The sequence below is a fragment of the Vibrio sp. FF266 genome, from assembly GCF_041439695.1.
GTDB classification, from domain to species: Bacteria; Pseudomonadota; Gammaproteobacteria; order Enterobacterales; family Vibrionaceae; genus Vibrio; species Vibrio tasmaniensis_A.
In genome coordinates this window covers 101,919-127,571 of record NZ_JBGOOO010000006.1, presented here as the reverse complement: position 1 = coordinate 127,571, position 25,653 = coordinate 101,919, and the positions used below count along the sequence as shown (strand labels likewise).

Here is a 25,653-nt window from a genome sequence, read left to right as displayed (position 1 = left end):
AGAGATTTCTCAGACATGATATTTATTCTTATATGTAATTAGTAATGATAATGGTTTGCATTAAACAACCAGTTATCACTCCAATCAACGAAAGTTTCATGCTGAAAATTCATTATGATTATTCACCTATCAAATAATGCAGGCAACATATATTCAATTCATTAGCATTAAGCCAGTAACATTCATGTGCCAGATAATTTAGGAGTATGTCTCTTTAAATAGTTCACGAATCCAACGACACATAGGGTCATTGTGGAAACGTTTATGCCAGTAGAGATATACGTCTTCTGATGGGCTCCTGATCGCTTTGGGTACGCGTTTACAAACAAGGTTTCTCTGTTTTGCTGCTTGTTGAGCAAAAGGTGTCGGCAGGTGAAAGATGATATCGGTCGCTTCAGCCATATCTGGAGCGACGTTAAAGTTAGACAGTTGAATCGGTATCGATAGCTGACGCTGCTTATCGATCAAGCCCAAATCTTTGAAACGACTTTCAATCGAGAGCTTCTTATCCCCTTGCAGTGAGATCTGGCCGAGTTGGCTACTCAATAAATCATCAACGGTGATCTCTTTATCCGCCAGAGGGTGGTCTTTGCTCATTAATAACCGATAATCGCGACTGATTACGAACATTCGATACAGGTTTTGTTCAGAACTTAATGGTTCATGCGTCGACAATACAAAGTGCGCATCACCTGATAACAGAGGTTCAAAGTGTCGTTTAGGAATCGAGTCGATATCGACAACCATATTCGGCGCTTGTTGGCGGATTTGTGCCACGACTTTTGGCAAAAGGTGTGAAACCTGAGGAACCAAGCCAAAGAACCGAACGGTACTATTACTCGTCTGCGGTTCAAATACGTCTCCATGGACCAATTTCTCAAGGCGTGTGAGCACAGAGTTGAGGTCTTGCTTAATGACTTCTGCTTTCGGGGTTAACTCATAACCATAGGCTGCGCGGACTAACAAGTCATCGTTGAATACCGTTCGTAGTTTTTGTAGTGAACGACTCACCGTCGGTTGGCTCATGTCCAACGCCAAGGCTGTGTTTGATACGTGCTTCTCTTCAAGAAGGTGTTTAAGAATAACGAGTAGGTTAAGGTCGACCTGGGCAAGATTCATTATAAGGATATTCAATATACTGAAGATTCAATATGCGTATAGTGCAGTTTCCCCCAAATTAATACAATTGATAATCACTCTTACTTTGATGTCATACAATGTGAAGTGCCGAATTTGATGCTAACTAAGTTTTTGAAAGGCTTATTTTGGTGACTTTAGACACAAAAAAAGAAGCCAAATGGCCTCTCTTTACCCTATTCACTCTCGCTACTATTTTAGTTAGCGCTCAACACTCGGCGAATAATAAGCGTCCAACAGTGAAATGAAATTCCCTCTATCAAGTTCGCTAAGTTGATTAATGCCAGCCGCTGCTTTTCTTCCTCCACCAGTTACAAAGCTAGAGCAAATTTCATCTGCGCCTGTTCTATTGGATAGTGGTGCTCTTAGGCTAACAGTATAAGATTCGCCATCTTGGTTTTTCGTTAATACTGCTTGCGCTCGGTTTGGATCTTGATTCACGATCTCATTGCCAAATACACCGCTGATACGTCTTGCCCAAGTCTCACCGGGCAGTTCAAACACACGTGCGACTTTACTTTCATAAACAGCGGCAAGGTTTGATAGTTGCTGGCGGTCATTTTGGTAAGCAGCTCGTAGTCGATAAAACACCGAGTCTGTGTCATCCATAAGATCGAACGGATTCGGATATTGATAAAGGGTTTGGTAGAGCTCAACTGGCGTGAAATGTAGATCGCTCAATGATGTGCCGTAGCCGTTGTAATTAACCAAGGTGCCTAGCTCTTCTAAGAACTCAATTTGTGATTGTTCGAATCCATTTTCATCAGCTAACTGTGCGGCCACTACTTTTAAATTATCACCAAAGGCCGCCGCGATTGCCCAAGCTACGTGTGCACCATTTAGCTTCCGGTTAATCAATAAACTCGTGCAACTCTCTGCCGAGGTGTCTATCAGAGTGTCTAAATGCTCAGAGGTTGGCACGTCCCCTGTTCGATGGTGATCGCAGTAAAACACATCGATGTTGGCATCTAACAGTGAGTGCAATGCTGGCAGGTTCTTCTCCATCGACACATCAAGAACGGTAACGGAAGAGACATCATTTGGATTGCCCGGCTCTATGATTTGACTGGCAACTTGAGAAACCAACTTAATATCACGCTTTACACCGGTAACGAGTACGCTTTTTCTTGGTTCACTTAATCGCAGTTGTAGCAACGCGATGATGCCGTCTGCGTCTCCATTGAATACGTCGTAGTGCATGCTGTTCCTCTTCCGTAAGATTTAACGTTTATTTGAAACGCGCCAAAGATATGGCTCACGTCAATGCGTTCGTTCATCGTTAGTCTGTCATTATTTTAGTTTTATTCCACAGATACTTAAGTCTATTTTGTAATGCCTTATTCTTATTTCTATCGATTCAGGCACTTGCCTATTCTTCAGGCACAAAAAAGGCGCGAATAATTCACGCCTTGGGTTTCAAATACTTAACGTATTTGGTTTATAACTTGCTCTAGAAGTCTTATGACGTCTTGAACTGCGCTACCGCTTGGTCCATATCGTTCGCTTGCTCGGCTACTTTATCGACTTCGACCAAGCAATGCTGCGCCGAAGCGTTGTTATCATTCGAGATGGTATTCAACTCAGTAATTGAGTCACTCACTTGTGTCATTACGGCACCCTGCTCTTCAATCGCTGAAGCAATACGTTCTGAGTTGCCTTGAATGCTTTCCATATCACTCAAGATCAGTTGCAAGCTTGCATCCAGTTCTTCTGAATCTTTAAGTGTCAGCTGGCCTTGTTGATTACACTCGCCAATCTCTGTCATAGAAGCATTCATTTGGCTCTGGATTGCAGTGACTACACTGGTGATTTCAGTGGTTGATTGGTGCGTTCTGCTTGCTAACGCTCGGACTTCATCCGCAACAACGGCAAAGCCACGACCTTGCTCACCAGCACGAGCGGCTTCAATGGCTGCGTTTAATGCCAATAAATTAGTCTGTTCCGCAATACCTTGGATAATGTTAACGGCACTACCAATTTGATCGACATGGTGATTCAAAGAACTAATCGAATCTTGGCTACTTGAAAGGCGTTCAGACAACTGGGTAATGTTATTGATGGTATCAACCACCACTTCACGACCTTTGTCGGCATTCACTTTCGCTTGATGAACGCCTTCAGCGGCAACCGATGTACTTTCTGATATCTCCCCAATAGTCAGTACCATCTCTTGCACTGAAGTTGTCATTGTTGAGGTGTGGTTTGCTTGAACTTCGAACTGTTTGATGACCGATTCAAGCTCGTCATGCATGCTCGACGTACTTTGTGTCAACTGATGCGACTTAGATTGAGACGTTGCTATCAACCCTTCAAGCTGATCTAGCAGTTGATTGAAGTATTCGCCTAGCTTACCGAGTTCGTCTTTGCCATTCTCCGTCGCACGAATAGACACGTCGTTCGAGTCGACAATATTACGGATCACAGTAAGTAGAGATTCAATCTTACCGATGATTGAACGTACGATTAACCAGCTGAATAGAATGATCGCCACTAACAGTGTGACGCAAAGGGTGTTGTTGATCAGCGATAGTTTATCCATCTCTTGCTGTGCCTGTTGATCTAACACGGCCGAGAATTCTTTGAATTGAGTCTCGATAACGTGCGAACCTGTGCGCGCTTGCCCTAGTAACCCTTCGTTATGTTTTAACCCTATCACTCGTTTCTGATCTACGACTTGACGAGCTGCTTCTATCAAAGCAGCTGAGCCACCCGCATTAGAAGTAATAGACAGAACACTTGGGTCGAACTCACCCTTCTCGATCAGATCATTGAAGAGATACAGCTCAATTTTTTGTTCAGCACTCGCGGTGGCACTGATGTTATCGAGTACAGCATGAAATTCCCCTAACAAGCCTTTGTCTCGTGCTAGTCCATACACTTGGCTGGCTTTAACAAGGTTAACAAAGCTTGTGTGGTACGTTTCGATATCTTCACGCAAATGCGTACTGTTGGCCAAACCCAGATCATTCAGCACAGCATTAAGCTCAGATTCAGACGCTAAGAATTTTTTGTAATTTACGTCGAACTTGTCGAGGTATTTCAGATCACTGCGAAGTAAGAAATCTTTCTCGTTACGACGAAGGTTGAGCAGTCGCACTTCAAGTTCTTTGGTAATTTGTTTGGCTTCGCTCATTTTAGCGGTGGTGTCCGCAAATTGAGAGGTGGTAAACAACAATGAAATCATGCCGAAGATGGAGAACACCCCCAACGAATAGAGCTTTTTCTTTATATTCATATACATGGCTCGTCTTTACTAAATTAACTATAAGTGTCTAATTGATCGCATCAAAGCATGGATATACGGCTAGTGCGATCGAGTTATTGTTATGATTTTTTATCAGTAATGGGGTTGAGTTTTTGCAGCGGCCCTGCCCGCCAGTAGTGACATCATCAATACATTCAAACAAAGAAGACCCAACCCATTAACGACAGATCAATCAATAACACATTTTCGCTACATGTACATTAATAGAATTATAAAACTGAGAGACAGATATTTGACGGGGTATAAATAGCCGAACGCCTTGCTATTAAGGCTTTGAATTAAAACAGTTTGGGCAATCATTGATCTGATGGCTGTGAATGACATTTTTTTGGCTCATCAGCGGAGCAAGAACGAAGAGCAATATTGGGAGGTTTTGACTTGTTTTTGAAACGGTGAGTCCATCGATTAGTGATTGTATAGTCGAGAGAAAACGGCGAAAAAATGAACCTACTCAATTCGAGTCAGGCCCATTTTTAGATTTCTTAATCAATCGCTTTGCAGCTAATAAGTTAGGGTTCGAACTTAAGGCTGACTAAAACGCTTTTACCATCTTAGATAGGCACTTTAGTAATACCGCTTTCTCATCTTCTTCGATGTCTTGCGTTAATTCATTAACTAGGTTCAAGTGAAGCTGATTGTGGTGAACGTGAATCTTCTGCCCTTCATCAGTTAGAGCAACCACGATTGCACGACGGTCCGTTGGATGTTCATGGCGTTCAATCAATTCGGCTTTAACCAGCTTTTCGATTTGAACGGTCAATGTACCCGTGGTGATGCCCAGCTTTTCAGCGAGCTCTTTCATTCTTAACGCGCCATGCATACCAAGTACTTCAATAGTGTGTACTTGAGCCAGGGAGTAACCCGTATCTTTGACTACAAACTGTTCCCACGAAGACATTTTATCGTAGAACTCAGTCAGTATTTGGTTAAGCTGTTCTATATTTCGCATGGTCGTTTGAATGCACTTCAAGAGTAAGATGATTAATCTTATCAAACTTGGAGAGCATTTGTTTATATTCAGACACGGTTTTATCACTGTTTGATTCAAGAGTAATTGCTGCTGAATAGTGATGCCCACTCACCTTCCACATATGGAAATCGGTGACCGACGCATAAGGCGTTAAGGTTTCGGTCACTGAGTCGCGATAATCTTGGTGGATATTCTCATCAAGCAGGATTGGACTGGTTTGTTTCATAAGGTTCATCGTCCACTTAGCAATCACAAATGCGCCAACCATTCCCATTGCTGCATCTAACCAGTTCCAACCGTAAAACTTACCAAACAGCAGCGCAACAATGGCCAACAGTGAAGTCAACGTATCCGCCAACACATGCATGTAGGCTGCGCGTAGGTTATGGTCATGATGGTGCTCACCATGCATATGATTATGGTCGCTGTCGTGATCATGATGGTGATCGCCGAGTAAAAACATACTCACTACATTCACGGTTAAACCAATACAAGCAACGATGATCGCTTCATTGAACTGAATCGCTTGTGGGTTAAACAAGCGATGTACCGATTCCACCAGCATCAACAATGCCACAATCCCCAACGCAATCGCGCTGGTATAGCCCCCTAGCACGCTGACTTTGCCAGTACCAAAAGAGAAACGTTCGCTCTCGGCATGTTTCTTCGCATATCGGTATGCAAATAAGGTGATGCCAAACGCCGCAGCATGCGTCCCCATGTGCCAACCATCGGCAAGTAACGCCATAGAGCCGTAAATAGTACCCGCAACGATCTCGACAACCATGGTGATTATAGTTAACAAGAGAACGTAGAAAGTACGCTTTTCACCTTGCTGATTGTGTGAAGAGAAGTTGTGTTGATGACGTGTTGGAAAACTCAAAATGGCGTCCTTAGCTGGTGTTTGCGGTTAGATGATCGTTGTTAATAAAAGCCCTTTGATTGACAAGTAATTTGACAATCAAAGCAATTGGTTGAAATTTAGTTTGATCATCAAACTTTGTCAACGGCGAATTTGATTTTCGAAATGGGACGAAAATCAATAAGGCTCACTTAATCAAGAAATAAACTCTGAGCAGGTCTCTGATTTTGAGTAAAACACTAGCCCTAATCACGGCTCCACTATTCTTCTAAGTAACTAGAATTCATACCCAGTAGTCCTCTGAGTTAATACAAAATTGGTATTTTCTTTCTAAACAAATAGAAACTAAAGAAAGGACATTACCTTGACTAAATTAACCAAAACCGTGTTAGCAATGAGCGCACTCAGCGTTGCTCAAGGCGTCGCTGCGGCAGACCAACCGAACATTCTTGCTATCTGGGCAGATGATCTTGGTTACTACAACACGAGCGCATACAACCGTGGAATGATGGGCTACGAAACGCCGAACATCGACCGTATTGCCAACGAGGGTGCTATTTTTACGGATATGTACGCACAACAATCTTGTACGGCTGGCCGTGCTTCGTTCGTGACGGGGCAACACCCATTCCGTACCGGCCTACTTACTATCGGTATGCCAGGTTCTGCACACGGAATTCCTGACTGGGCTCCTACCATTGGTGATGCTCTTAAAGAAGAAGGCTACGCGACTGCGCAATTCGGTAAAAATCACTTAGGCGATCAAGACAAACACCTTCCTACAAACCATGGTTTTGATGAGTTCTTTGGTAACCTTTACCACTTAAACGCGGAAGAAGAGCCTGAAACCTACTTTTACCCAAAAGACCCAGAATTCAGAAAGAACTACGGGCCTCGCGGCGTTATCAAAGCAACCTCTGATGGCAAAATCGAAGATACAGGTCCACTGACTCGTGCTCGTATGGAAAACATCGATGAGGACTTTACCGAAGCGGCTATCACGTTCATGGAGAAATCTGTAAAAGAAGATAAGCCGTTCTTTATCTGGTACAACTCGACTCGTATGCACGTTTGGACTCGTCTGAACGAGCATTACAGCGGCATTTCAGGTCAAGGCATCTACGCTGATGGTATGGCTCAATTAGACGACAACGTCGGCGCGTTGCTTGATACTCTTGAACGCTTAGAAGTTGCAGACAACACGATTGTTATCCTTTCTACCGATAACGGTGCAGAAAAGTTTACATGGCCTGACGGCGGTACATCTCCTTTCCACGGTGAGAAAGGCACAACTTACGAAGGCGGCATGCGTGTTCCACAAATCGTGAAATGGCCTGGTGTAATCGAACCTGGCTCTGCGGTTAATGCGCTAATGTCTCAAGAAGACTGGTTACCGACACTAGCGGCAGCGGCCGGTAATGACTCTATCGTTGAAGACCTTAAAGAAGGTGTTTCTTTAAATAATAAAGATTGGCGTGTTCACCTAGATGGCTCGAACTTCATGCCATACTTTGAAGGAGAGGCAGAAAAATCACCTCGTGAAACTATTTTCTACTTCTCTGCAAACGGTGACTTCAATGCGCTTCGTTGGAACGATTGGAAAGCAAGCTTCGCGATGATGGAAGGCACAATGCAATCGGCTATCCGTCAAGCTCCTGCTTGGGCTTCAATTACAAACCTACGTATGGACCCGTTTGAAACCGCAGCGAAAGAATCTGGTATGTACACTCGTTGGATGGTAGACAACATGTGGTTATTCGTACCAATGTCTCAAGAAGTGATTAAGTTCATGGGCTCTCTAAACGATTACCCAATGCAACAAGGCCAAGGCTTCAGTGCCGCAGAGATCAATTACAACACGCTAAAAATGCAAAAGCTAATTCAGCAAATGCAAGCACAAAACGCCAAATAGCGGAGCAAGGGTTAAACAGCGGAGCAACAGCTAGATAACCCGGCTAACGACCATTAAAGATAACTGACTAATTAAAGCCCCACTGGGGCTTTTTTTGTGAGGCATCAACAATCTTTTTTCTAAACCATGAATGCGCCATATCTGCATTACGACTCTTGTGCCACACCAGATATTCAGTACCAAGATCCGATTCAAACGGTAAAGGCGACAGCTTAAAATCATCCAGCAAGCCATACCTTTCAAGTATCGATTTCTGACTAATACAAAGCCAATCCGTCCCTCTTACCATATCAAGCATTTCAAATGGGCCAGGCGCCTTTCGTGCAACCTTTCTACTTTTCGCATACTTACTGGTTTTGGTTAACGGCGATTCTTTGGTATCCCACATACTATGAAGAACATGCTTCTCTTCAAGGTATTCTTCCAACGTAATCTCGTCCGCTAATCTAGGGTGGTTTTTATCATAAGCAACCACCATAGGTTCGTTAGAGAGCTGAATACATTCCATTGCCGGATCGTTGATAGGCGTATGGACTATACACAAATCATATCGGTGTTGGCGAAGGTCTAGAACGATGTCTGCGGTATAGTAAGGGTCAATATGAAGACCGATATCTGGCGTTTCCGCATAGAGGATATCGGATACACGCTTCATCAATGAATAAGTTGCCCCACTAATACAAGCGACATTAAACGACCTTTCAATTTTTGTTGGGTCGAACTTTCGCTTACTCGGGAAAGTCGATTCAAAGGCGTCGTAGGCCTGTTTTATCTGAGGGTAGATGTCATAACAAAAACTGCTCGGTCTATAACCTTCCTTTGTTTTCACAAACAACGGATCATCATAGGTTTCTTTTAGTCGGTTAAGCGCCTTACTAATTGCGGGTTGAGTAACGCCAAAACGTTTCGCGGTATTCGAGATAGAGAGCTCTTCCATCATGACAACAAAATACGGGATCAGACTAAAATCAGTGTTTTTCATGTTCTATTTACCAAACTAGCGTACTAAATTAACTTTCATATCATTGAATTATACCGTATCAACCAAGCACTTCATTAGCGACCCTTTTATTTGGGGAAGTCACCTACAAATTAACATGCTAGAAACGATGATTAACAGAACACAAAAAGCCCAGACTTGGCAGGCTCAGGTAACTCAAAGTCAGTGATGGCGTTTATTTGTTTTGTAACAGAGTAATCTCATCATTCACCCAGCCTAATAACTGCTTGGTCGCTTTAGACAAGACTTGGTTCTGCCTCACGATATAGCCAAGGCTGGTGCTAGAGAAGTTGGTTAATGGAGTCACTTTTGATTTCAAATGCTGCTTAGTGGATATCGCAAACTCAGGAATGATGGCGACACCAAACCCAGCTTCTGCCCAGTCGATTTGAGCATCGACACTCCCTACTTCCATGACTCTATGATTGGGTAGATTAAGGCTTGGTAAACCTTCATCAATGAAGTCACGGGTTCTCGTATCGTGGCCAAGTAGAATCAAGGTGAGTTCTGTCTCTATATCGTCACCTTTAACCTCGTTTCCTGTCTTGCTATCAGAGTATTGCATGTCTAGGCCATCGCCTAACGCACACCATGAAAGCTCTTGAAGCTTAGTAAAATAGAGCGACTCGTTGTGTTGCTCTTTCGCAATCACAAAACCAAGATCCGCCTGAGCGTTCTTAACTAAACTCGATGCTTGAGATGACGTAGTGTTCAGTAGCGTTAGGTCGATACCCGGATACTGCGCTTTGAAATTCTGGAACGGGCGAATTAGCAAGAATCGAGAGATGATGTCGCTCACGGCAATAGTTAACGTGCCTATTTTAAGGTCGTTAATGGCGTTGAGATCGGCCTGACAAATCTGCAGTTCGAGTAATGTTCTTTGACTTGTCTCTAGTAACCTTTCACCTGCTTGAGTCAGTTGAAACGGACTTCGCTCTATCAACTTGATGCGTGTTTGTTGTTCCAGTTGTTTTAGGTGCAAACTCACATTGGGTTGTGTCATATGCAGTGCGTTGGCTGCTTTTCCGAAATGCTTATATTCCGCTAGCGTCACAAACGTCTTCAACAAATTAATATCGAGCATCATATCCCTCCCAGGTTTTTTACATGATATATGAAATCCTTATCAAGATAATAAAGATAATTAATTTCTCTTATCCACTGTGTAGGCCTAACATGATTTCTCAATCAGTCAGGAGAAAAATTATGCCATCTATTGTTGTTGTAGGCGCAAACTGGGGCGACGAAGGCAAAGGCCGTATCGTTGATTTTTTAGCAGACCAAGCTTCTGCTAGCATTCGCTTTCAAGGCGGAAACAATGCCGGCCATACCGTAGTAAACGACTTCGGTACATTCAAACTGCATCAACTGCCTAGTGGTATTTTTAATCCTGATTGTACGGCAGTTCTTGGCCCTGGCATGGTGATCAGCCCTGCTGCGCTAACTCAAGAGATTGCAGAAGTACAAGCAGCTGGCATCAAAGTGAAAATGGCGATTTCAGACCGTGCGACACTTTGTCTACCTTTACACGCGCTTGAAGACACACTTGAAGAAGAACGTTTAGGCGATGGTGCTTACGGTTCAACACGTCAAGGTATTGCACCCGCTTACGGCGATCGTGTGATGAAGAAAGGCATTCTTGTTGGCTGGTTGAATCAACCTGAAATTTTGGAGCAACGCATTCAATTCTTACTTGATTGGAAGATGCCTCAACTTAAAGCGCTATACCCACAATGTGACTTCTCTCAGACTGCTTCTGAAATGACAGAATGGTTACTTGAAGTGACTAAAGCTTGGCGCCCATTCATTTGCAACGTAACTGAGCCGCTTAAAGCACTGCAATCGCAAGACGCGAACTTACTGTTCGAAGCTCAGTTAGGGGCAGGTCGCGACCTTGTTTACGGTGAATATCCTTGGACGACATCTTCAAATGTAACCGCTGCATACGCAGGCATCGGTAGTGGTTTACCTGCCCTTCGCCCTGAGCGCGTTATTGCTGTGGCTAAATCGTTCAGCTCATCTGTAGGTACTGGTACGCTAGTGACTGCAATGGAAGAGCAAGATAGCTTCCGCGAAAGCTCTAACGAATACGGCGCAACAACAGGCCGCCCACGTGATATGGGTTACTTCGACGCAGTAGCAACTCGCAACGGTGTTGACCTGCAAGCTGCAACGGAAATCGCACTGACTAAGATTGATTGCCTGTCTGGTTTGTCTGAACTTAAGATCTGTACCGCTTACTCTGGTGAGCACACTGAAAACCCGATTTGGCCACAAACGGCTGAACTAAAGCCTGTATATGAAGATATGGCTGGCTGGGATGAAGACATCACTGGCTGCCGCACGTTTGAGAGCCTTCCTCAAGCAGCACAAGATTACGTTACGCGTATCGAAGAGTTGATGGGCGTGCCAATCGTGATGGTATCAGTAGGTCCAGAGCGCGAACAAATGATCATTCGAGGTTAGAGCTCTATCGAGTATTTCAGCTAAAGCGGTTGTTTAGGCTGAAATACTCATTGATAAAAATCAAGTATCACCAATTTTAACTTTTCTGAACGATAAAGCTCGATTTAACAGTTTTTTATACACGTCGCCGAAATAGGCACTGCATTCATAGAGTTTGCACTTCCTCACTAAAAAGTCCGCATCAACCCTCTTATAAAACCAACTAGAAAGGCCTAAGTACTTGCGCACCTTAGTTCTTTCAGGTCAGACAACTCTTCCTCTGAAAGCTTTATATTGCCGTGGTTAGGTTGTTTACTGTGGCACTCCTTGCAAAGTGCCATCAGATTTCTAACAGAATTATTCGACTTCACACCATCGATATGATGGGTATGCAGCAACGTTTTACGCGTTACTAAAGAGACTCTACATTGCTCACAGCAGTATTGCTGGCTCGCTCTATAGCTAATGCTCATCTCGCGCCAATTCCCCGCATAAGAGAATGAACTGTATTCAGCGAGCCTTATCGGTAGATATTCATCGGGAAAGTAGCAATCACGCTTTTTTAAAAACTCAACAAGATCAAACTCGCGACAAATACGTTCCTTTTCACTCTCACCTTTCGCTAACAAATAAGGTCTGAATTTTAACTCCCTCATACACGACTTACACACGCAAAGCATGGCTTCAGCTTGTTTCCCCTTACTATCAGAAATTGGCATAAGCTCGTTGGTATATTGCAACGCAACAAATCGACCAAATCGATTCTGTTTTTTTTCGATTTGGACTGTAGAGCAATTAGTTAAATGGTATTTTTTTCCATGCGTATAGGGGTCTTTAGTTACAAGTTCCAGATCAACATGCTCCTTTATATAAACAATTACTCCATGTCCATCGTAATGAAATAAGTCGTTGTAAACGGAAACCTCTTTATCAAATTCTCCGATCACTCGCGCGTGCTGATAGTTTTCTAATACTCTCGAATAATCGACAGGCTCAAAGCTTATCGATACTAACTTTTTGGGCGGTGAAGAAGTAATTCCTTCAACGAGGGCACTAAACTCTCTCAAATCCAAATCCAGCATTATAGCTTCTCCAAAATCTCTTTGGCTTTGATTTCCGATTTAGTTATGACCTTAAATGACACTCTTCGAGAACGACTTGAATCTTCTTTACCAGTTGCATGAAAACGCAGTTGAGCAGGCCCATAACCTAATGCCGCGAGCTTTTTCATCACCCAACTGCCATGCTGCTCCAATATCCCGTCAAAGTTCACTACCTTTTCGAATACAGCACTCGCTCTATTCTGAGATAACATCATATTCTGTTTGTATGCCTCAAATGAGTTCAAACCCTCCCAATAAGAAGAAGTATGTCCTTCAATCTGAATTGCTTGAATATCATCTTGGTATTGCTCTAGCACATTAATGTAACGAGGGAAGAACACTTTCAGAGTACTCAGTAACGCGGGAGATAATTCGGATTCTGAAGATACAAAGTGATAGGGTTTAGCATAAAAATCAATACTAAGCGATTTATCCGCCGCAAGCTCCACTTGCCATTTATCGAAATCTTGCGTGAATTCCTTTTCTAGAGCTTGGTGAATACGAACTTGGGCTTCACTAATAGTTATGTCCATTGCCTTTATCACGCGTTTTTCCACATCAATACGATTCATCAAGGCGACACTAATAAGCAAGAAGATCACCATCAAACCTGCCATTAGATCAGATACCGAGAGCCAATGACTCGATTCTGAACTTTCTGCGTCTGGACTAAATAAATCTTGATGCATGGCTATACCATCTCTTCATGTTCAATACTTTTACGAGTGAATTCTTGCTCATATTGGCGATAGTTTTCAGAAAATTGCTGAGTAATTTGAACCAAACCACTACCTAAATCCGTCAACACTCGACTCAGCTTATCCTGAATCCCTTGCTCAAACTCCTTTGAGTTATCAAGCAAACTTTGATTGATGTGCTCACCCACTTTTAACGCAGATTTGGTTTGCATCTCCACTAACTGTTTGATTTGCTCAATTAACAACTCGTGATGCTCACTTGCAAAGTCGCTACTTTTGGAAAGCTGTTCTCGATGCTTTTTCATAAGTTCTTTGTCAACGTGTACTAATGTGTCACCAATGTTCTTAACATCACTCTTTGTACCTTTAACTAATGAACTCAGCTGGCTATTTAGATCATCAACCGAATCTTTTAGCGTATTCTTAATCGACTCAGCAGCTGAAGAGAACTCGTGACTAATCGTCGCTACTTGCCTATGCGCATCGTTAATTTCACCCTTTATCTCATTAGAAACATTTGAAAAATCACTACTAAGCTGTTTCGCATTGTTTTGCAAAGTAGAAGAAGCTGAACGAGCACCACTTTCCATGCTAGTACACACCTTGTCTAAAGAGCTATTGACTGTTTTGCACAATTCATCCATCTTCCCCTCAATATCAGGTATAGCGGAAAGTGCATGTTGACGCATTTCAGCAAATACGGATATCCGCTCGTCTAGTTCATTCAATTGGTTCTGCCAGACACCCGTCGTATTCTCTAAGTTGCTCATCGCACTCGGTATGACTTGAGTGTGTGATGCAATATTCTCTAGCGCTACTTCTGTCGCACTTACACTCTCGACAGCGCTCTCAAATGCATCCGTCAGTTGCGCCACTTGTTGTTTATAGTTACTTTGCCATTCGAGTAGCTTTACAACCGAATCATCGAGCCTTTGGAAATTTGAACCAAACTGTCCAACAAGCCCTTTGTTAAAATCTTTAATCGCTTCATTTAACGACTCAGCAATTTGCTGAGAAGTTTGCTGTGAAAGAGAGGAGGAAAAGTCGCGTAATTCTTGGCTGAGTAAGTCGAAACTCTGTTGACTCTCTTTATTTCCTTGCTCAGTCGCTCTTGTCATTTTTTTTAACTCAGACAAAATCGCATTTTGGCTAGAGTCATTATTTTTGTTTCCTTCTTTTAGTACCTGATGCATTTGCTTTGCTGTGACAACACTACGATTTTTATCAAGCTTTAAATGAATGATCCCCTTCAACACTATTGAACCTAGCATACCAATAATACTGGACCAAAAAGCAAGGCTGAGGCCATCTAATAATGAAGAGATACTATTATTTAGATTATTCGGATCAAACGAAAGTAGTCCGATCGCAATTCCTAAAAAGGTAAAAAAGACACCTCCTGTAGTCAGGTGACTTGGGAACTGGCGAACTAAAATAGAGGCCTTCTCCCTAAATATCAGTACAAGACCCTGAAAAAATATCCCCCCCAAAATAAAAAACGACACCTTTAATACGGTGTTTGGATCGAGGCTCGATAAGAACTCTGTAAACATAATACATCCTTGCCAAATTAACGTTTAGAGCTAGAAATGCTCCATTCTTAGTGGGTGACTAGTTATCACCCATTCTTCTTATAATTCTCAGCCTGCTCTAGCACGCCTTTGTATACATCATCATTGGCGACTGGTGGGAAGCCGTATTTGTGTAGCAGTAAGATTAAATCCACTTTCAACTTGGCTTTGATATCATCGCGCCCTGCCCAATCTGGATATTGGGCAACATTGTCTACTGTGGTTTTCATCTCCTTCGCCAGTTCGAGCATCTTGTCATCGTCGTAAGTGAAATCGTACTTCTTGCGCATGTGATTTAAGATATCGAGGAACGCTTTCTCTTCTAGGTCGATGCCTAGGTCTTCAAACGAGCCCATTTCTTTCACGATATCAAAGATAATGTCGGTCATTTCTTGAGAGAAGGTATCGAACTCCTCACCATTCAACACATCATTTTCACGACGTTCGTTATACTGCTCCACCAGCGATTGGAAGCGCTTAGAGAAATTCATCCCTTGTAGCTGGTTGACCTTTTTAAAGTCACTTATCGCCTTCTCTAGTAGCTTTTGAAGCAACTGAATCTTGGTGTTAGGCAACTTAATCTTGTTGATACGAGCTAGGTAATCTTCGTCAAAAATATCGATAGCTTCGGCGTGCTCATCACCAATGGTAAAGATCTCTTCTACTCCATCGGCACGGAGTGCTTCTGCCACTAACTCTCGAACACGCTTATTCATTTGTGCCGTGTCTGGTGCATCACCTTTGGTTAGCTTAAAGATAATAGAGCGTACTGCGATATAGAAGTGAATTTGGTCACGCTCTTGCTGAGATAACAATTCACTACCACAGCAAACATCATAAGCCGCCTTCATACGGCCCACTAAAGCCATGAATCGGGTTTCGCCTTTCTTGGTTTGAAGGATGTATTCTGCCGACTGATTAAGGCACTCTAGCTGCTTACACGGCTCTCCTGTGTAATAACCGGACGTATCGAACTTGTGGAACATCTGTCTTAACAGATCGAGATGGTTCTTCACCTCAATAACGGAAAAGCGAATATCTTCAAAGTTAGTCTCATCAGCCTTTGAATACATCGCTAAGGCTTGATTCATACGCGACTTGATACCAATGTAATCGACAACTAGCCCTTTCGCCTTGCCTTCAAACTTACGGTTAACACGTGAGATAGTTTGAATCAGGTTGTGTTTCTGCAACGGCTTATCGATGTAGATAGTATCCAATTCAGGAACGTCAAAACCTGTTAGCCACATATCGACCACAATAGCTATTTTGAAATTCGACTTAGGACTCTTAAACTGCTGGTCGAGCGATTTTCGATATTCCTTTGTCCCTAGCAGGCTGTACTGATCAGGGTCATCGTCTTTACCGCGCGTCATCACCATTTGCACCATCGCAAGCGGCTTTAACTCTTCTTTCTCTTTTTCAGTCAGCTCCGCTCCTTCAGAAAGAGCACCATCAATTGATAGCTTTTCCTCGAACCATTCTGGCTTTAAGATTTTGACTTGCTTATAAAAATCAAACGCGATTTCACGACTCGCACAGACAAACATCGCCTTGCCCTTTATCGTAGAACCTTCTTTAACTCGCCCTTCATAATGTTCAACAAAGTCTTTCGCCAAAGCTTCAATACGGTCAGGGTCGCCAAGAATCGCGTTCATATTGGCAGAAGCTTTCTTACTCTCTTCTATCTGATGTTCATTGGTGCCCGCTTCTGCGCACGCTTGGTAGTATTTCTCGACCTCTTCTAGCTTGCTGTTATCAAGAATGACTTTAGCTGCTCGGCCTTCATAAACAATACGAACCGTAATTTCATCATTAACCGATTCTGTCATGGTGTAGCTGTCTACTGCATGACCGAATACATCAAGGGTGGCATCTATTGGTGTTCCAGTGAAACCAACGTAAGTCGCGCTTGGTAGAGAATCATGTAGATACTTAGCAAAGCCGTATGTCTCTTTCACATCGACGGCTACACCATCTTGATACTTGATCACCACTTTCTTATCAAGGTTGACCTGTGAACGGTGCGCTTCATCAGAAATACAGATGATGTTTGTACGCTCTGAAAGCAATTCGATGTCTTCGGTGAACTTGTGGATGGTAGTCAGGAACACACCACCACTCTTGATGCCTTGTAGCTTATCTCTTAAATCTTGACGGCTTTTAACTGGCACCACCATCTCATCACCAATGTAATCAGAGGCATTACAGAACTGTTTAGAAAGCTGATCATCGAGATCATTACGGTCGGTAATAAGTACAATGGTCGGGCTTTCAAAATCGATGCTTTTCATCAATAGGCGAGATAGAAACTGCATGGTAAAGCTCTTACCACACCCTGTTGCACCAAAGTAAGTACCGCCTTTACCACTACCGTATGGCTTACGTTCTTTGTCGATGTTGTAGTAAAGCTTTCGCGCTGCGTAGTACTGCGGGTAACGACAACAGATTTTTATCTCTTTCTTAGAAGTATCAGGGAAGAAGACAAAGTTCTTCACCACATCAAGTAATCTAGTTTGGTTAAACAACCCGGCAATCATGGTGTAGAGGGAGTTAATACCCTCTTTTTCGGTAGACTCGTTGCCCGTTACTTTGCGCCATGCGTAGAAGAACTCATACGGCGCAAACAGGTTACCCATTTTGTTGTTCACACCATCACTGATGATGCACATCGCGTTGTAGACGAACAGCTTGGGAATATCACGGCGATAACGCACACAGATTTGCTTCCATGCATCAAAAATGGTCGCGTCTTTCTCTCGCACGGCACTTTTGAATTCAAACACCACCAGCGGCAAGCCGTTCACATAAAGGATGCCATCAGGGATTCGAACTTGTTCATCGACACCTTCAATCTCTAGCTGGTTAACGATTTTATAGATATTGGTGTCAGTCGCTTCTAACCGATTTGTTTCTAAGTACGTAACGTTACCTTCAGCAACTTTTCTATCAGAGTTGTCTGGTTTAGATTTATTCTCTAGCAACGGCACAAACATAAGGCGTAAGGCTTGTACCAAATGTCTTGTATCGATTAACTCAATATAGAGGTCTTTCTTTGAGCGATCTTCACGCTTAAACAAGAAGCCATTGGTTAGCCATTGGCAGAAGGTTTTATTGCTATGGTACAAATCACTGGCAGGCAACGTTGAGATCATACGGACAATTGTGTCGATTTCGCTCTCGGTTATACCATCGCCTCGGTACTGCTTGGCAAGGTAGCGTCGTAAGTCATCGACAATGAGTACTTGCTCTTTGTCTTCACGCGCTATTTGTTCACCCACTACGTGTGGGTAGCCTTGCTCACCTAATAGCTCAATAATGGCCTGTTCGAGTTTGGCTTCAGTAAATTTTAAGCTCATCGCCTTTTCCTACTGCTGTTTGACGTTGTTTGTTGTTTTCTAGATTGAGTTATTTGAGTTTGTTTTTGGCGCAAATCAGTTTTGTTCTGTCATCTGAGGTGTGTTTGATTCGTCACCTTAGGACTTCACCTTCGTCAGCTTAGAACCTCGCCTTCGTCATCTCAGAACCGAGGGACGAGGTATCTGAGATCTCGCTTTTCATCACCACCAAAAACGAGATTCCTGATAAGTTCGTCCCTCACTTTCTGGAATGACGAAAGGTTACTCTGCTAGTGCTTTAGCTTGTTCTACTTGCAGGTTTTCTAAGTCGATTTCGCCGGAAAGCAATTTAGGAAGTAGAGTGTCACGTAGCTTAGCCAGCACCTCATTCTCAAGGCGATTTTGATGAGCTTTCTTCAACATAGCTTCAGTAAGCTGCCAGAATTTTTGCGCAACATCCTTTGTAGGGATTACACATGGAGTGTCAGCAACAACTACAGGCTTAATAGCAGGGTATGCTCCACCATCAGCTAGACGAGCGTACTCGTCAATAGAGTCATCATTGGTAGTAGCTAGGTAAACAAACGATGTCCAACACTCTTCTTTTGGCGATAAAACAGCGAAGCCTGTGCTACCTGTAAGTGGTTGTTCTGTATCACCGATAAATGCAAAAGATCGATTTCCCGGACGTACAGTGCCAACAATGGTATCCCCAGAGTTCAAGATTCTTCTCGCTCGTGATGGCGCTTCACTGAAGTCATAACTTGTGACTGTTTCAATTACACCATTTTTTGTGTTTGCTAGGTCAACATAGTGAACTTGTTCGGGTTGGTTTTTCTTTGTCCATGACTTCGCATTTAGTTTGGCAATATCTGCAATCACGCCCTGACTCCAACCTTCAGGAATCAAACCCAGTTCAGACTCAACGAGCTTTTCTGGGAAAAGCGAGGCAACTTCTTTTAAAAGAAAAGGCGCATCCATCCCTTTTGGCTGTGCACCATTCATTTTAGCTTTAACTGGATCAAAATCGACAAACCAAGATTTGAACAGCGCTTGTGCCATTTGCTCTAGGGTTTGGTTGATTTGGTTGTTGAGGGTGATTTTTCTATCCAAATCTCGTAAATGAATAGCTAGCTTATTCTGGTATTTAGGACACTTGGGTAAAAGTACTTTAGCCCTATGAAGATCATTCCTATTTACCCCGGGTACAGCACCTTTGTCCGTATAGTCTTTATAAGATACGGTCTTCAAATAGTAATAGATAAATAATGGATCATTCCCTTTAAAATCCTTTACATAAAGCGTTGTATTTAAAGGCCAAAAATCTTCTTCTATATAAAAAACCTGCCCAATCGTGCCATATCGACCAGTTACAACACCTGGCGATTTTATTTTCACTTCATTGTGAAAACCGGAATGACCAGAGGAAGAAATAACAGGTACATTTCCATCAATTCGCTTTGTTTTCGGAAGGTCATATCCACGTTTGAGTTCAATGACATCACCCAACTCTGACTGTATCCACTCACTCCCCATAACCCAACACCTCCAAGTTACGACGAATCGCTTTATTCAGCTCTTGAGATTGATTCATTTGGCTGTATAAGGTTTGTGAAAGCTCACTCATCTTGGTTTCAAACGGAATGCCATCATCTTCTATGTCAGCTGCGCCAACATAGCGCCCCGGAGTCAATACAAAATCGTTAGCCTTGATATCAGCAATGGTCGCTGATTTGCTAAAACCTGCTTTGTCTTCATACTTCTCTACTTTGCCATCGCCACGTTCAATACGCGCTTTAAGTTCTGCTTCATCACAGCGCCATGCATGGTAAGTGTCAGCAATCAGCGCAATATCGTCTTTAGTCAACTCTTTGTTGGTGCGGCTAATCATGGCGCCCATTTCACGGGCATCAATAAACAAAGTCTCTTTTTGGCGGTTACGGAAACCTTTGGTGGTATTTTCGGTTTTGTCTTTAGTGATAAACCAAATGCACACAGGGATCTGCGTAGTAAAGAACAGCTGCCCCGGCAAAGCGATCATACATTCAACGCGATCGTTCTCGATTAGCTGCTGACGGATCTCACCTTCACCGGACGTGCTTGAACTCATTGAGCCGTTCGCCAAAACAAAGCCTGCTGTGCCTGTTTCGCTTAGCTTCGAGAGCATGTGCAAAATCCAACCGTAGTTGGCATTACCTGTTGGCGGTGTACGGTAGCCAGCAAAGCGCGCATCATCGGTTAACTCGGCTTCATTACGCCAACCTTTAAGGTTAAACGGTGGGTTAGCCATAATGTAATCGGCTTTTAAGTCTTTATGCTGGTCAGCAAAGAAGGTATCGGCTGCACGCTCACCCAAGTTGCCCGATAAACCGCGAATGGCTAAGTTCATCTTCGCCAGTTTATAAGTGGTCGAGGTCAGCTCTTGGCCATAAATAGCAATATCTTTGGTGCGCCCTTCGTGCTCTTTAATGAACTTTAAAGACTGAACAAACATACCGCCCGAGCCACAAGCCGGGTCGTAGATTTTACCTTGGAAAGGTTCTAGCATTTCAGCTAATAGTGTTACCACTGACTTAGGCGTATAGAACTCGCCACCACCTTTGCCTTCGGTTGCTGCAAACTTACCTAGGAAGTATTCATAAACACGACCGACTAAGTCCTCTTCGCTCATGTCGCATTCGTTCGCCAGCGTATCGATGTTTTCAATGCTGTCGATAAGTGACGCCAGCTTTTTCACTTCCAAACCTTGACGCGAGAAGTAGTTGTCTGGCAGAGCGTCTTTCAAGCTTGGGTTGTTTTTTTCGATGGTTGATAGAGCGGTATCGATAATGATAGCGATATCATCTTGCTTAGCGCGCGCTTTAACAAATGACCAGCGCGCATCTTCTGGTAAAAAGAAGATATTGTCTTGTTGGTAGAACTCTTTCATCTCAACAAAAGCTTCTTGCCCGTCGTCTATCATCTTCTGACGGCGCGCTTCAAACTTATCGCTGATGAACTTTAAGAACACAAGGCTTAATACCACGTGTTTGTATTCAGATGACTCAACGCTGCCACGCAGCTGATTAGCGGTATCCCAAAGGGTCTCTTCAAAGCCTTTGGTCGCTTTTTTAGCTTTTGACGTAGGCTTAGCTTTTGAGGCGGGTTTCTTGTTAGCGGGTGCTTTTGCCATGTTCTTAATTACTCGAATAATGTAGGACTTGGCTCTGAACAGCGGAGCCAAGATTTATTGCGTGGTATTGTATCGTAAATGCGACTTTTTGCATTGATTAAGAGTTACTTATGATAAATAAATTGCAACTAAACTTGGGTAACTTCTCCCGTAATTTCAATATGTTTTTCAACGCTAACTGGAAACTCTTCAGTACTGAAAACAACTAACTTTTGCCCAGCCCTAGTCATTGCTACATAAAGTTTTCGCATTGATTCTTGCAGTACTTCTTCCCTTTCCGAATCGCTCAACTCTAGATTTTTAGGCTGGTTAATTATTTGACCACAGCCAAGAACAAACACCGTACCAGACTCCATACCCGTGCAACTATTGATATTAAGTAGCCTAACTTTGCTGCCTACGTTATCCGCTAACTCTTTGGAGTTGTTGTAGTTAATGACCTTGTTTGAACCAATTCGTTTTTCAATGTCTTGCTTTAGCGCCCATGGATTATACTCTGGGCTGCATAAAACCATGATCTGATGAAGAGCAACTGTTCCCGACAGCACCAGGACTGCGAGTTCGTTCAGAAACCTCTTTTTCTCATCTTGAGCATTTCGAGAATATATAATCTGGGGTTTGTGTCCTCTTGCCATTTTTTCATAGTCAGGCTTCACGTAATCTTCGGGGCTTCCTTCGAGATCATCGAGCAGGGCGTTAGCAGCGACCATTATTTCATAAGTCGTTCTGTAAGAATGATTCAAACGCTTAGTACGCCCTCGAACATTCAAACCTACGCTCTTCCAACTTAAACGGCTTTTTAAGAAACCTTGGTTAGGGTCAGCACAAATAAATAATTGTCCTCCCGGCGTCAATGAGCGTTTAATTAATTGTAACCAAGATGGCGCGAAGAATTGAGCCTCATCAAGCAGTATGTGATCAAACTGTTCAAGAGGTTTGTCTGATAACGCAACTTCCTTAATATACAAACTCGGTAGGTATTTCTTAACCGACGACAACCGAGCAGAAAAATCAACATATAGCTGCCAAACATGTTCTCGCTGACTTTTTTGTAGTGCAAACCCACGACCCTGTCGATCGAATTCCAAGTACTCTTCTTTGTCTTTAATTAAATAGTCATTGATGTACTCTAGTTCGGACCAAATCTGCTCATCTGTTAACGATAGTTGCGTGTAAGCTTCATTTTTATCACTTAAAACGGTCTTCCTTTCTTCTTTCATATTCGCATCGCCAAATACTGGCTTAACACGCTGATGGCTTTTACTGTACTGCTTTAGCGCAAACGAGTGAAAGGTGGTAATTTCAAGGTTCTCAGGTTTACCTTTAAGCCAGGTTTCGAACCTGTATTTAATATCTTCCGTCACTGGCTTATTGTGTATCGCAAGAAGGACCTTTTTTTCCGGGTATTTTTTACAATACAAAACTGCACGATTAATTAAAATCAGAGTTTTCCCACTCCCAGCTACCCCATTTATCAACCTTACTGAAATGTCTTCCTGACCTTCTTCTTCAGAATCGACAGACTCAACCATATCTAGCCTAGTAGCCAATTCTTGATCGTAATCTAAAAAAAATGGGAGCAGCTTTGCGGTATTGTCTACGGAGGCTTTTCCTCGACGAGTACTACACTGTGCGGGAACAACCGACTCTGGAAAAAACGTGCGCTTGATTCGTGAATGTGAATCGATTGTGAACTCGGTTAGTGCGGCGTGGATTAGTTTTTCACCACGCTCAATAAACGTTTTGTTCTCAATTATTTGTACATAATCAGAGAAAGAAGTATTAACTTGGAGAGAACCGTCAATTTGGAAAGTACTTTCTTCTTCCACAATCATATTATCGACGACAGCTAGATACTGAATAGGCTTTAAACCTAACGTCAACATCGAGTCATTAAACTTCAACAATTTAGAAAGACTAATACTATCTGGTTTCTCTGAATGGACTCCAACAAACACCCAACTATTGCAAGGCCCCTCAATAATACAAGGAGCAACTTGTAAAGACTCTAATAATGACTCACGAATAAAAAATTCGTCATTGAGTTTATTGAATACCTTTTTGAAATGACGTCGATGCTTGCGGTCTAAGCCTGTAATCGTATCTATATGTGCCATTAATCTACTTCCACCTTATAACAGTGACGAACCAGAGATTTATAATCTTCAATGTTTTGTCGGACCTTAGGATCATCCACCTGTTGCAGCATGCCTTCTGGGATTTCGGGACCTACAATAACCAACTTAGTCTGGGGTCTAGTAATGGCGACATTGAGACGTTCCGCTTGAAAAAAGAATTCAGCAATAGCGCTAATGTATTGCGGATCTGAGGAGCAAAATGAAACTATAATCATTTCCCGCTCCTGGCCTTGCATCCTTTCCACGGTATCCGTTACCACTAATTTTGATCCAAATATCCCCAACTTATCCTGAAGGCAAGACTTTAAAGCTTTGGCATGACCCCGAAACGGTGTAACGACACCTATCTCTTCAGCAGGTAGACCCGCTTCAACAGCCGCGGTTATCAAATCGGCCACTAACACCGCTTCTTTTCTATTTACACTTCGGGCATTGACCCCTGGAGTTTTGATAAATACAGAAGGTCGAGCGCTAGAGAGGACGTCGGAATACTTGTAAGGTTTTTTAGGTAAAGAAAATGATGACAGCGTTGGTGGTCTTTTCGATTCTAATTCGCCCTTGTAATAACAGTTACTAGGCCATTCAGTTAAGGCTGGAGACATCCGATAAGTTTGGCTTAACAATACCGAAACCTTTTCATTGCCAAGAATCATCTTAGAGAAAGCCGAACTGTCCTCAAGAACGGATTGAGAAAGTATCACAGGAGGAAGCTGCTTATGATCTCCAACGAATACAAATCGACACCCTTTTCTCATTGCCATTAACGCCAATGGAACGGTAATTTGGCTGGCTTCGTCAAAAATAATGGTGTCGAATGTAAAACTTTCAAGTCGCTCACTACAGGTAGCAAAAGGTGTCGCACCAATCACATACCCAGTGTCCGGTATATCTTGCCATTTTGATGCGTATTCAAAATGCTGAACCTTGTCACTCAGTGATTTCTTACCGCCGCTCGCGCAAACTTTTGCAACAGGAACCCCTTCCTCTACAATTTTGTTGAGCGCATTATTGATCGCCATGTGGGTATGAGAAGTCATGAAAACTCTTTGCCCTGCCTCTACAAGAAGCTTGGCGATAATACTAATAACTTTTGTTTTACCCGTTCCGGGAGGACCTTGAATACACGCTAAGTATTTAGATGCGACACCAATACCAACAGCTTCACTCTGTTTTTCATTTAATCCTCGAGATTCGGCATAATCCGCAGCCTCATCAAAGTCTTCGTCATAAATCGTTCCCGTATTTAAATGTCCGGAAAGCATGGGTAGCAATACGTCTCTGCCGACTTTCGATGTTGCTACATCAGCCAAAGCTTTATCATAAAACGGTTTTAAGTCCATGCCTGCGGGGTCGGCATAACAGCCTTCACTTAATTGTGGAAGTAAGCTTTGATCTACTTTGACTTTGAGCAGCCATTCTCCATCGTTTTCAGCTTCAATAGCTACTTGACCAAATACTTTATGGTTACTTGGGTCGCCAAGATGCAAGCAAATCATATCGCCTTCTCTAAAGCGTGATTCGTTATCACCTAATACGACTTCCAGGTGATTAGACCCGGAACATCTTACTGACTCTATTCGTTGAGTTTCGCCTTTTAATAGTTTTTCTTCTAAAGGTTTCTTCCAAGTTTCTAGAAGTTTTTCCATGCTAGCTTCATGTTCTGCATACACAAAAGCTTGTAGTTCTTTTAATACCGAAGTGAGTTCCATACCTAGCTTACCAACGTGAATTTGTACTCAAAAATGAGAATATTCATCAATACGAATAAGCCAACCTTATTTTTTGAACGGTCATCACGTCAACTACACATTCACGAAACTGTTAATTACATCTCTTACTAGACGTAGATCGCTGCTTAGATTAACTATATTTCATTGGATAATGGTGAACTTTACAACGTGCTATGGGTTCTCTTGAAGCCAAAATATGACTAAGAGCTTGATACAACGAGGAATTACAGACACAAAAAAGCCCACACTAGGTGGGCTCTTTCGTATAATGTGGTGCCGCTACTGGACTCTACTATCACACCTATCCTTTTG

The 25,653-nt window shown here is 42.8% G+C and carries 17 protein-coding genes; 2 read left to right on the top strand and 15 right to left on the bottom strand.

The annotated features are described in order from the left end of the window. Positions 1-198: 198 nt before the first annotated feature. The 5 genes from ACED59_RS07230 to dmeF form a co-directional block, all read right to left on the bottom strand. Positions 199-1,119 (bottom strand): LysR family transcriptional regulator, encoded by a 921-nt coding sequence (locus ACED59_RS07230; RefSeq protein WP_029223872.1) that lies wholly within the window; start codon positions 1,117-1,119, stop codon positions 199-201. 219 nt (positions 1,120-1,338) lie between these two features. Then, a complete protein-coding gene (locus ACED59_RS07225; protein WP_017097447.1) occupies positions 1,339-2,337 on the bottom strand; it encodes a hypothetical protein in 999 nt (332 codons plus the stop codon). Positions 2,338-2,596: 259 nt separating this feature from the next. Then, positions 2,597-4,321 (bottom strand): methyl-accepting chemotaxis protein, encoded by a 1,725-nt coding sequence (locus ACED59_RS07220; protein WP_032499726.1) that lies wholly within the window; start codon positions 4,319-4,321, stop codon positions 2,597-2,599. Positions 4,322-4,934: 613 nt separating this feature from the next. Beyond that, on the bottom strand, positions 4,935-5,351 hold the full coding sequence (locus tag ACED59_RS07215) for a MarR family winged helix-turn-helix transcriptional regulator (RefSeq protein WP_017097449.1): 417 nt from the start codon (positions 5,349-5,351) through the stop codon (positions 4,935-4,937). After that, a complete protein-coding gene (gene dmeF / locus ACED59_RS07210; RefSeq protein ID WP_017097450.1) occupies positions 5,329-6,255 on the bottom strand; it encodes a CDF family Co(II)/Ni(II) efflux transporter DmeF in 927 nt (308 codons plus the stop codon). The genes ACED59_RS07215 and dmeF overlap by 23 nt, the downstream gene beginning before the upstream one ends. 373 nt (positions 6,256-6,628) lie before the next feature. On the opposite strand from dmeF, the gene ACED59_RS07205 reads away from it, so the two are divergent. Next, on the top strand, positions 6,629-8,146 hold the full coding sequence (locus tag ACED59_RS07205; protein WP_032499727.1) for an arylsulfatase: 1,518 nt from the start codon (positions 6,629-6,631) through the stop codon (positions 8,144-8,146). A 67-nt stretch (positions 8,147-8,213) separates the two neighbouring features. On the opposite strand, the gene ACED59_RS07200 is transcribed toward ACED59_RS07205, so the two are convergent. Together ACED59_RS07200 and ACED59_RS07195 are read right to left on the bottom strand one after the other, a co-directional pair. Further along, entirely contained in the window at positions 8,214-9,128 is a 915-nt protein-coding gene (locus tag ACED59_RS07200; RefSeq protein ID WP_017097452.1) for a LysR family transcriptional regulator, read from the bottom strand. Between the two features lie 193 nt (positions 9,129-9,321). After that, positions 9,322-10,233: a LysR family transcriptional regulator gene (locus ACED59_RS07195; protein WP_017097453.1), complete on the bottom strand. Its 912-nt coding sequence runs from the start codon at positions 10,231-10,233 to the stop codon at positions 9,322-9,324. Between the two features lie 119 nt (positions 10,234-10,352). Here ACED59_RS07195 and ACED59_RS07190 point away from each other — a divergent pair, with 119 nt between their 5' ends. Next, positions 10,353-11,612, top strand: coding sequence for an adenylosuccinate synthase (locus ACED59_RS07190; protein ID WP_009846877.1), 1,260 nt, complete (start codon positions 10,353-10,355; stop codon positions 11,610-11,612). A gap of 212 nt (positions 11,613-11,824) precedes the next feature. Here the strand turns inward: ACED59_RS07190 and ACED59_RS07185 are convergent, their stop codons facing one another. The 8 genes from ACED59_RS07185 to ACED59_RS07150 form a co-directional block, all read right to left on the bottom strand. Further along, the gene (locus tag ACED59_RS07185) at positions 11,825-12,673 is read right to left on the bottom strand and encodes an HNH endonuclease (protein ID WP_009846878.1); all 849 of its coding nucleotides are present in this window, start codon (positions 12,671-12,673) and stop codon (positions 11,825-11,827) included. Beyond that, a complete protein-coding gene (locus ACED59_RS07180) occupies positions 12,673-13,383 on the bottom strand; it encodes an OmpA family protein (RefSeq protein WP_009846879.1) in 711 nt (236 codons plus the stop codon). The genes ACED59_RS07185 and ACED59_RS07180 overlap by 1 nt, the downstream gene beginning before the upstream one ends. 2 nt (positions 13,384-13,385) lie before the next feature. Beyond that, positions 13,386-14,945 carry a hypothetical protein gene (locus ACED59_RS07175; protein WP_017097454.1) on the bottom strand — a complete coding sequence of 520 codons (1,560 nt, stop codon included), beginning with the start codon at positions 14,943-14,945 and terminating at the stop codon, positions 13,386-13,388. 65 nt (positions 14,946-15,010) lie between these two features. Further along, complete coding sequence (locus tag ACED59_RS07170) at positions 15,011-18,322, bottom strand: type I restriction endonuclease subunit R (RefSeq protein ID WP_017097455.1); 3,312 nt, start codon at positions 18,320-18,322, stop codon at positions 15,011-15,013. A 261-nt stretch (positions 18,323-18,583) separates the two neighbouring features. After that, positions 18,584-19,810: a restriction endonuclease subunit S gene (locus tag ACED59_RS07165; protein WP_371704824.1), complete on the bottom strand. Its 1,227-nt coding sequence runs from the start codon at positions 19,808-19,810 to the stop codon at positions 18,584-18,586. A 16-nt stretch (positions 19,811-19,826) separates the two neighbouring features. Then, complete coding sequence (locus tag ACED59_RS07160; protein ID WP_017097456.1) at positions 19,827-21,473, bottom strand: class I SAM-dependent DNA methyltransferase; 1,647 nt, start codon at positions 21,471-21,473, stop codon at positions 19,827-19,829. A 128-nt stretch (positions 21,474-21,601) separates the two neighbouring features. Further along, entirely contained in the window at positions 21,602-23,590 is a 1,989-nt protein-coding gene (locus tag ACED59_RS07155) for a UvrD-helicase domain-containing protein (protein ID WP_017097457.1), read from the bottom strand. Then, positions 23,590-25,320, bottom strand: a complete 1,731-nt coding sequence (locus ACED59_RS07150) for a DEAD/DEAH box helicase (protein WP_371704823.1) — start codon at positions 25,318-25,320, stop codon at positions 23,590-23,592. Before ACED59_RS07150 ends, ACED59_RS07155 begins: the two co-directional genes overlap by 1 nt. Positions 25,321-25,653: the final 333 nt, after the last annotated feature.

Coding starts and splice junctions, on each gene's coding strand:
- ACED59_RS07160 (WP_017097456.1), bottom strand. CDS start 21,473: ATGGCAAAAGCACCCGCTAACAAGAAACCCGCCTCAAAAGCTAAGCCT.
- ACED59_RS07180 (WP_009846879.1), bottom strand. CDS start 13,383: ATGCATCAAGATTTATTTAGTCCAGACGCAGAAAGTTCAGAATCGAGT.
- ACED59_RS07170 (WP_017097455.1), bottom strand. CDS start 18,322: ATGAGCTTAAAATTTACTGAAGCCAAACTCGAACAGGCCATTATTGAG.
- ACED59_RS07155 (WP_017097457.1), bottom strand. CDS start 23,590: ATGGCACATATAGATACGATTACAGGCTTAGACCGCAAGCATCGACGT.
- ACED59_RS07215 (WP_017097449.1), bottom strand. CDS start 5,351: ATGCGAAATATAGAACAGCTTAACCAAATACTGACTGAGTTCTACGAT.
- ACED59_RS07150 (WP_371704823.1), bottom strand. CDS start 25,320: ATGGAACTCACTTCGGTATTAAAAGAACTACAAGCTTTTGTGTATGCA.
- ACED59_RS07225 (WP_017097447.1), bottom strand. CDS start 2,337: ATGCACTACGACGTATTCAATGGAGACGCAGACGGCATCATCGCGTTG.
- ACED59_RS07190 (WP_009846877.1), top strand. CDS start 10,353: ATGCCATCTATTGTTGTTGTAGGCGCAAACTGGGGCGACGAAGGCAAA.
- ACED59_RS07185 (WP_009846878.1), bottom strand. CDS start 12,673: ATGCTGGATTTGGATTTGAGAGAGTTTAGTGCCCTCGTTGAAGGAATT.
- ACED59_RS07200 (WP_017097452.1), bottom strand. CDS start 9,128: ATGAAAAACACTGATTTTAGTCTGATCCCGTATTTTGTTGTCATGATG.
- ACED59_RS07230 (WP_029223872.1), bottom strand. CDS start 1,119: ATGAATCTTGCCCAGGTCGACCTTAACCTACTCGTTATTCTTAAACAC.
- ACED59_RS07195 (WP_017097453.1), bottom strand. CDS start 10,233: ATGATGCTCGATATTAATTTGTTGAAGACGTTTGTGACGCTAGCGGAA.
- ACED59_RS07220 (WP_032499726.1), bottom strand. CDS start 4,321: ATGATTTCATTGTTGTTTACCACCTCTCAATTTGCGGACACCACCGCT.
- ACED59_RS07205 (WP_032499727.1), top strand. CDS start 6,629: ATGAGCGCACTCAGCGTTGCTCAAGGCGTCGCTGCGGCAGACCAACCG.
- ACED59_RS07175 (WP_017097454.1), bottom strand. CDS start 14,945: ATGTTTACAGAGTTCTTATCGAGCCTCGATCCAAACACCGTATTAAAG.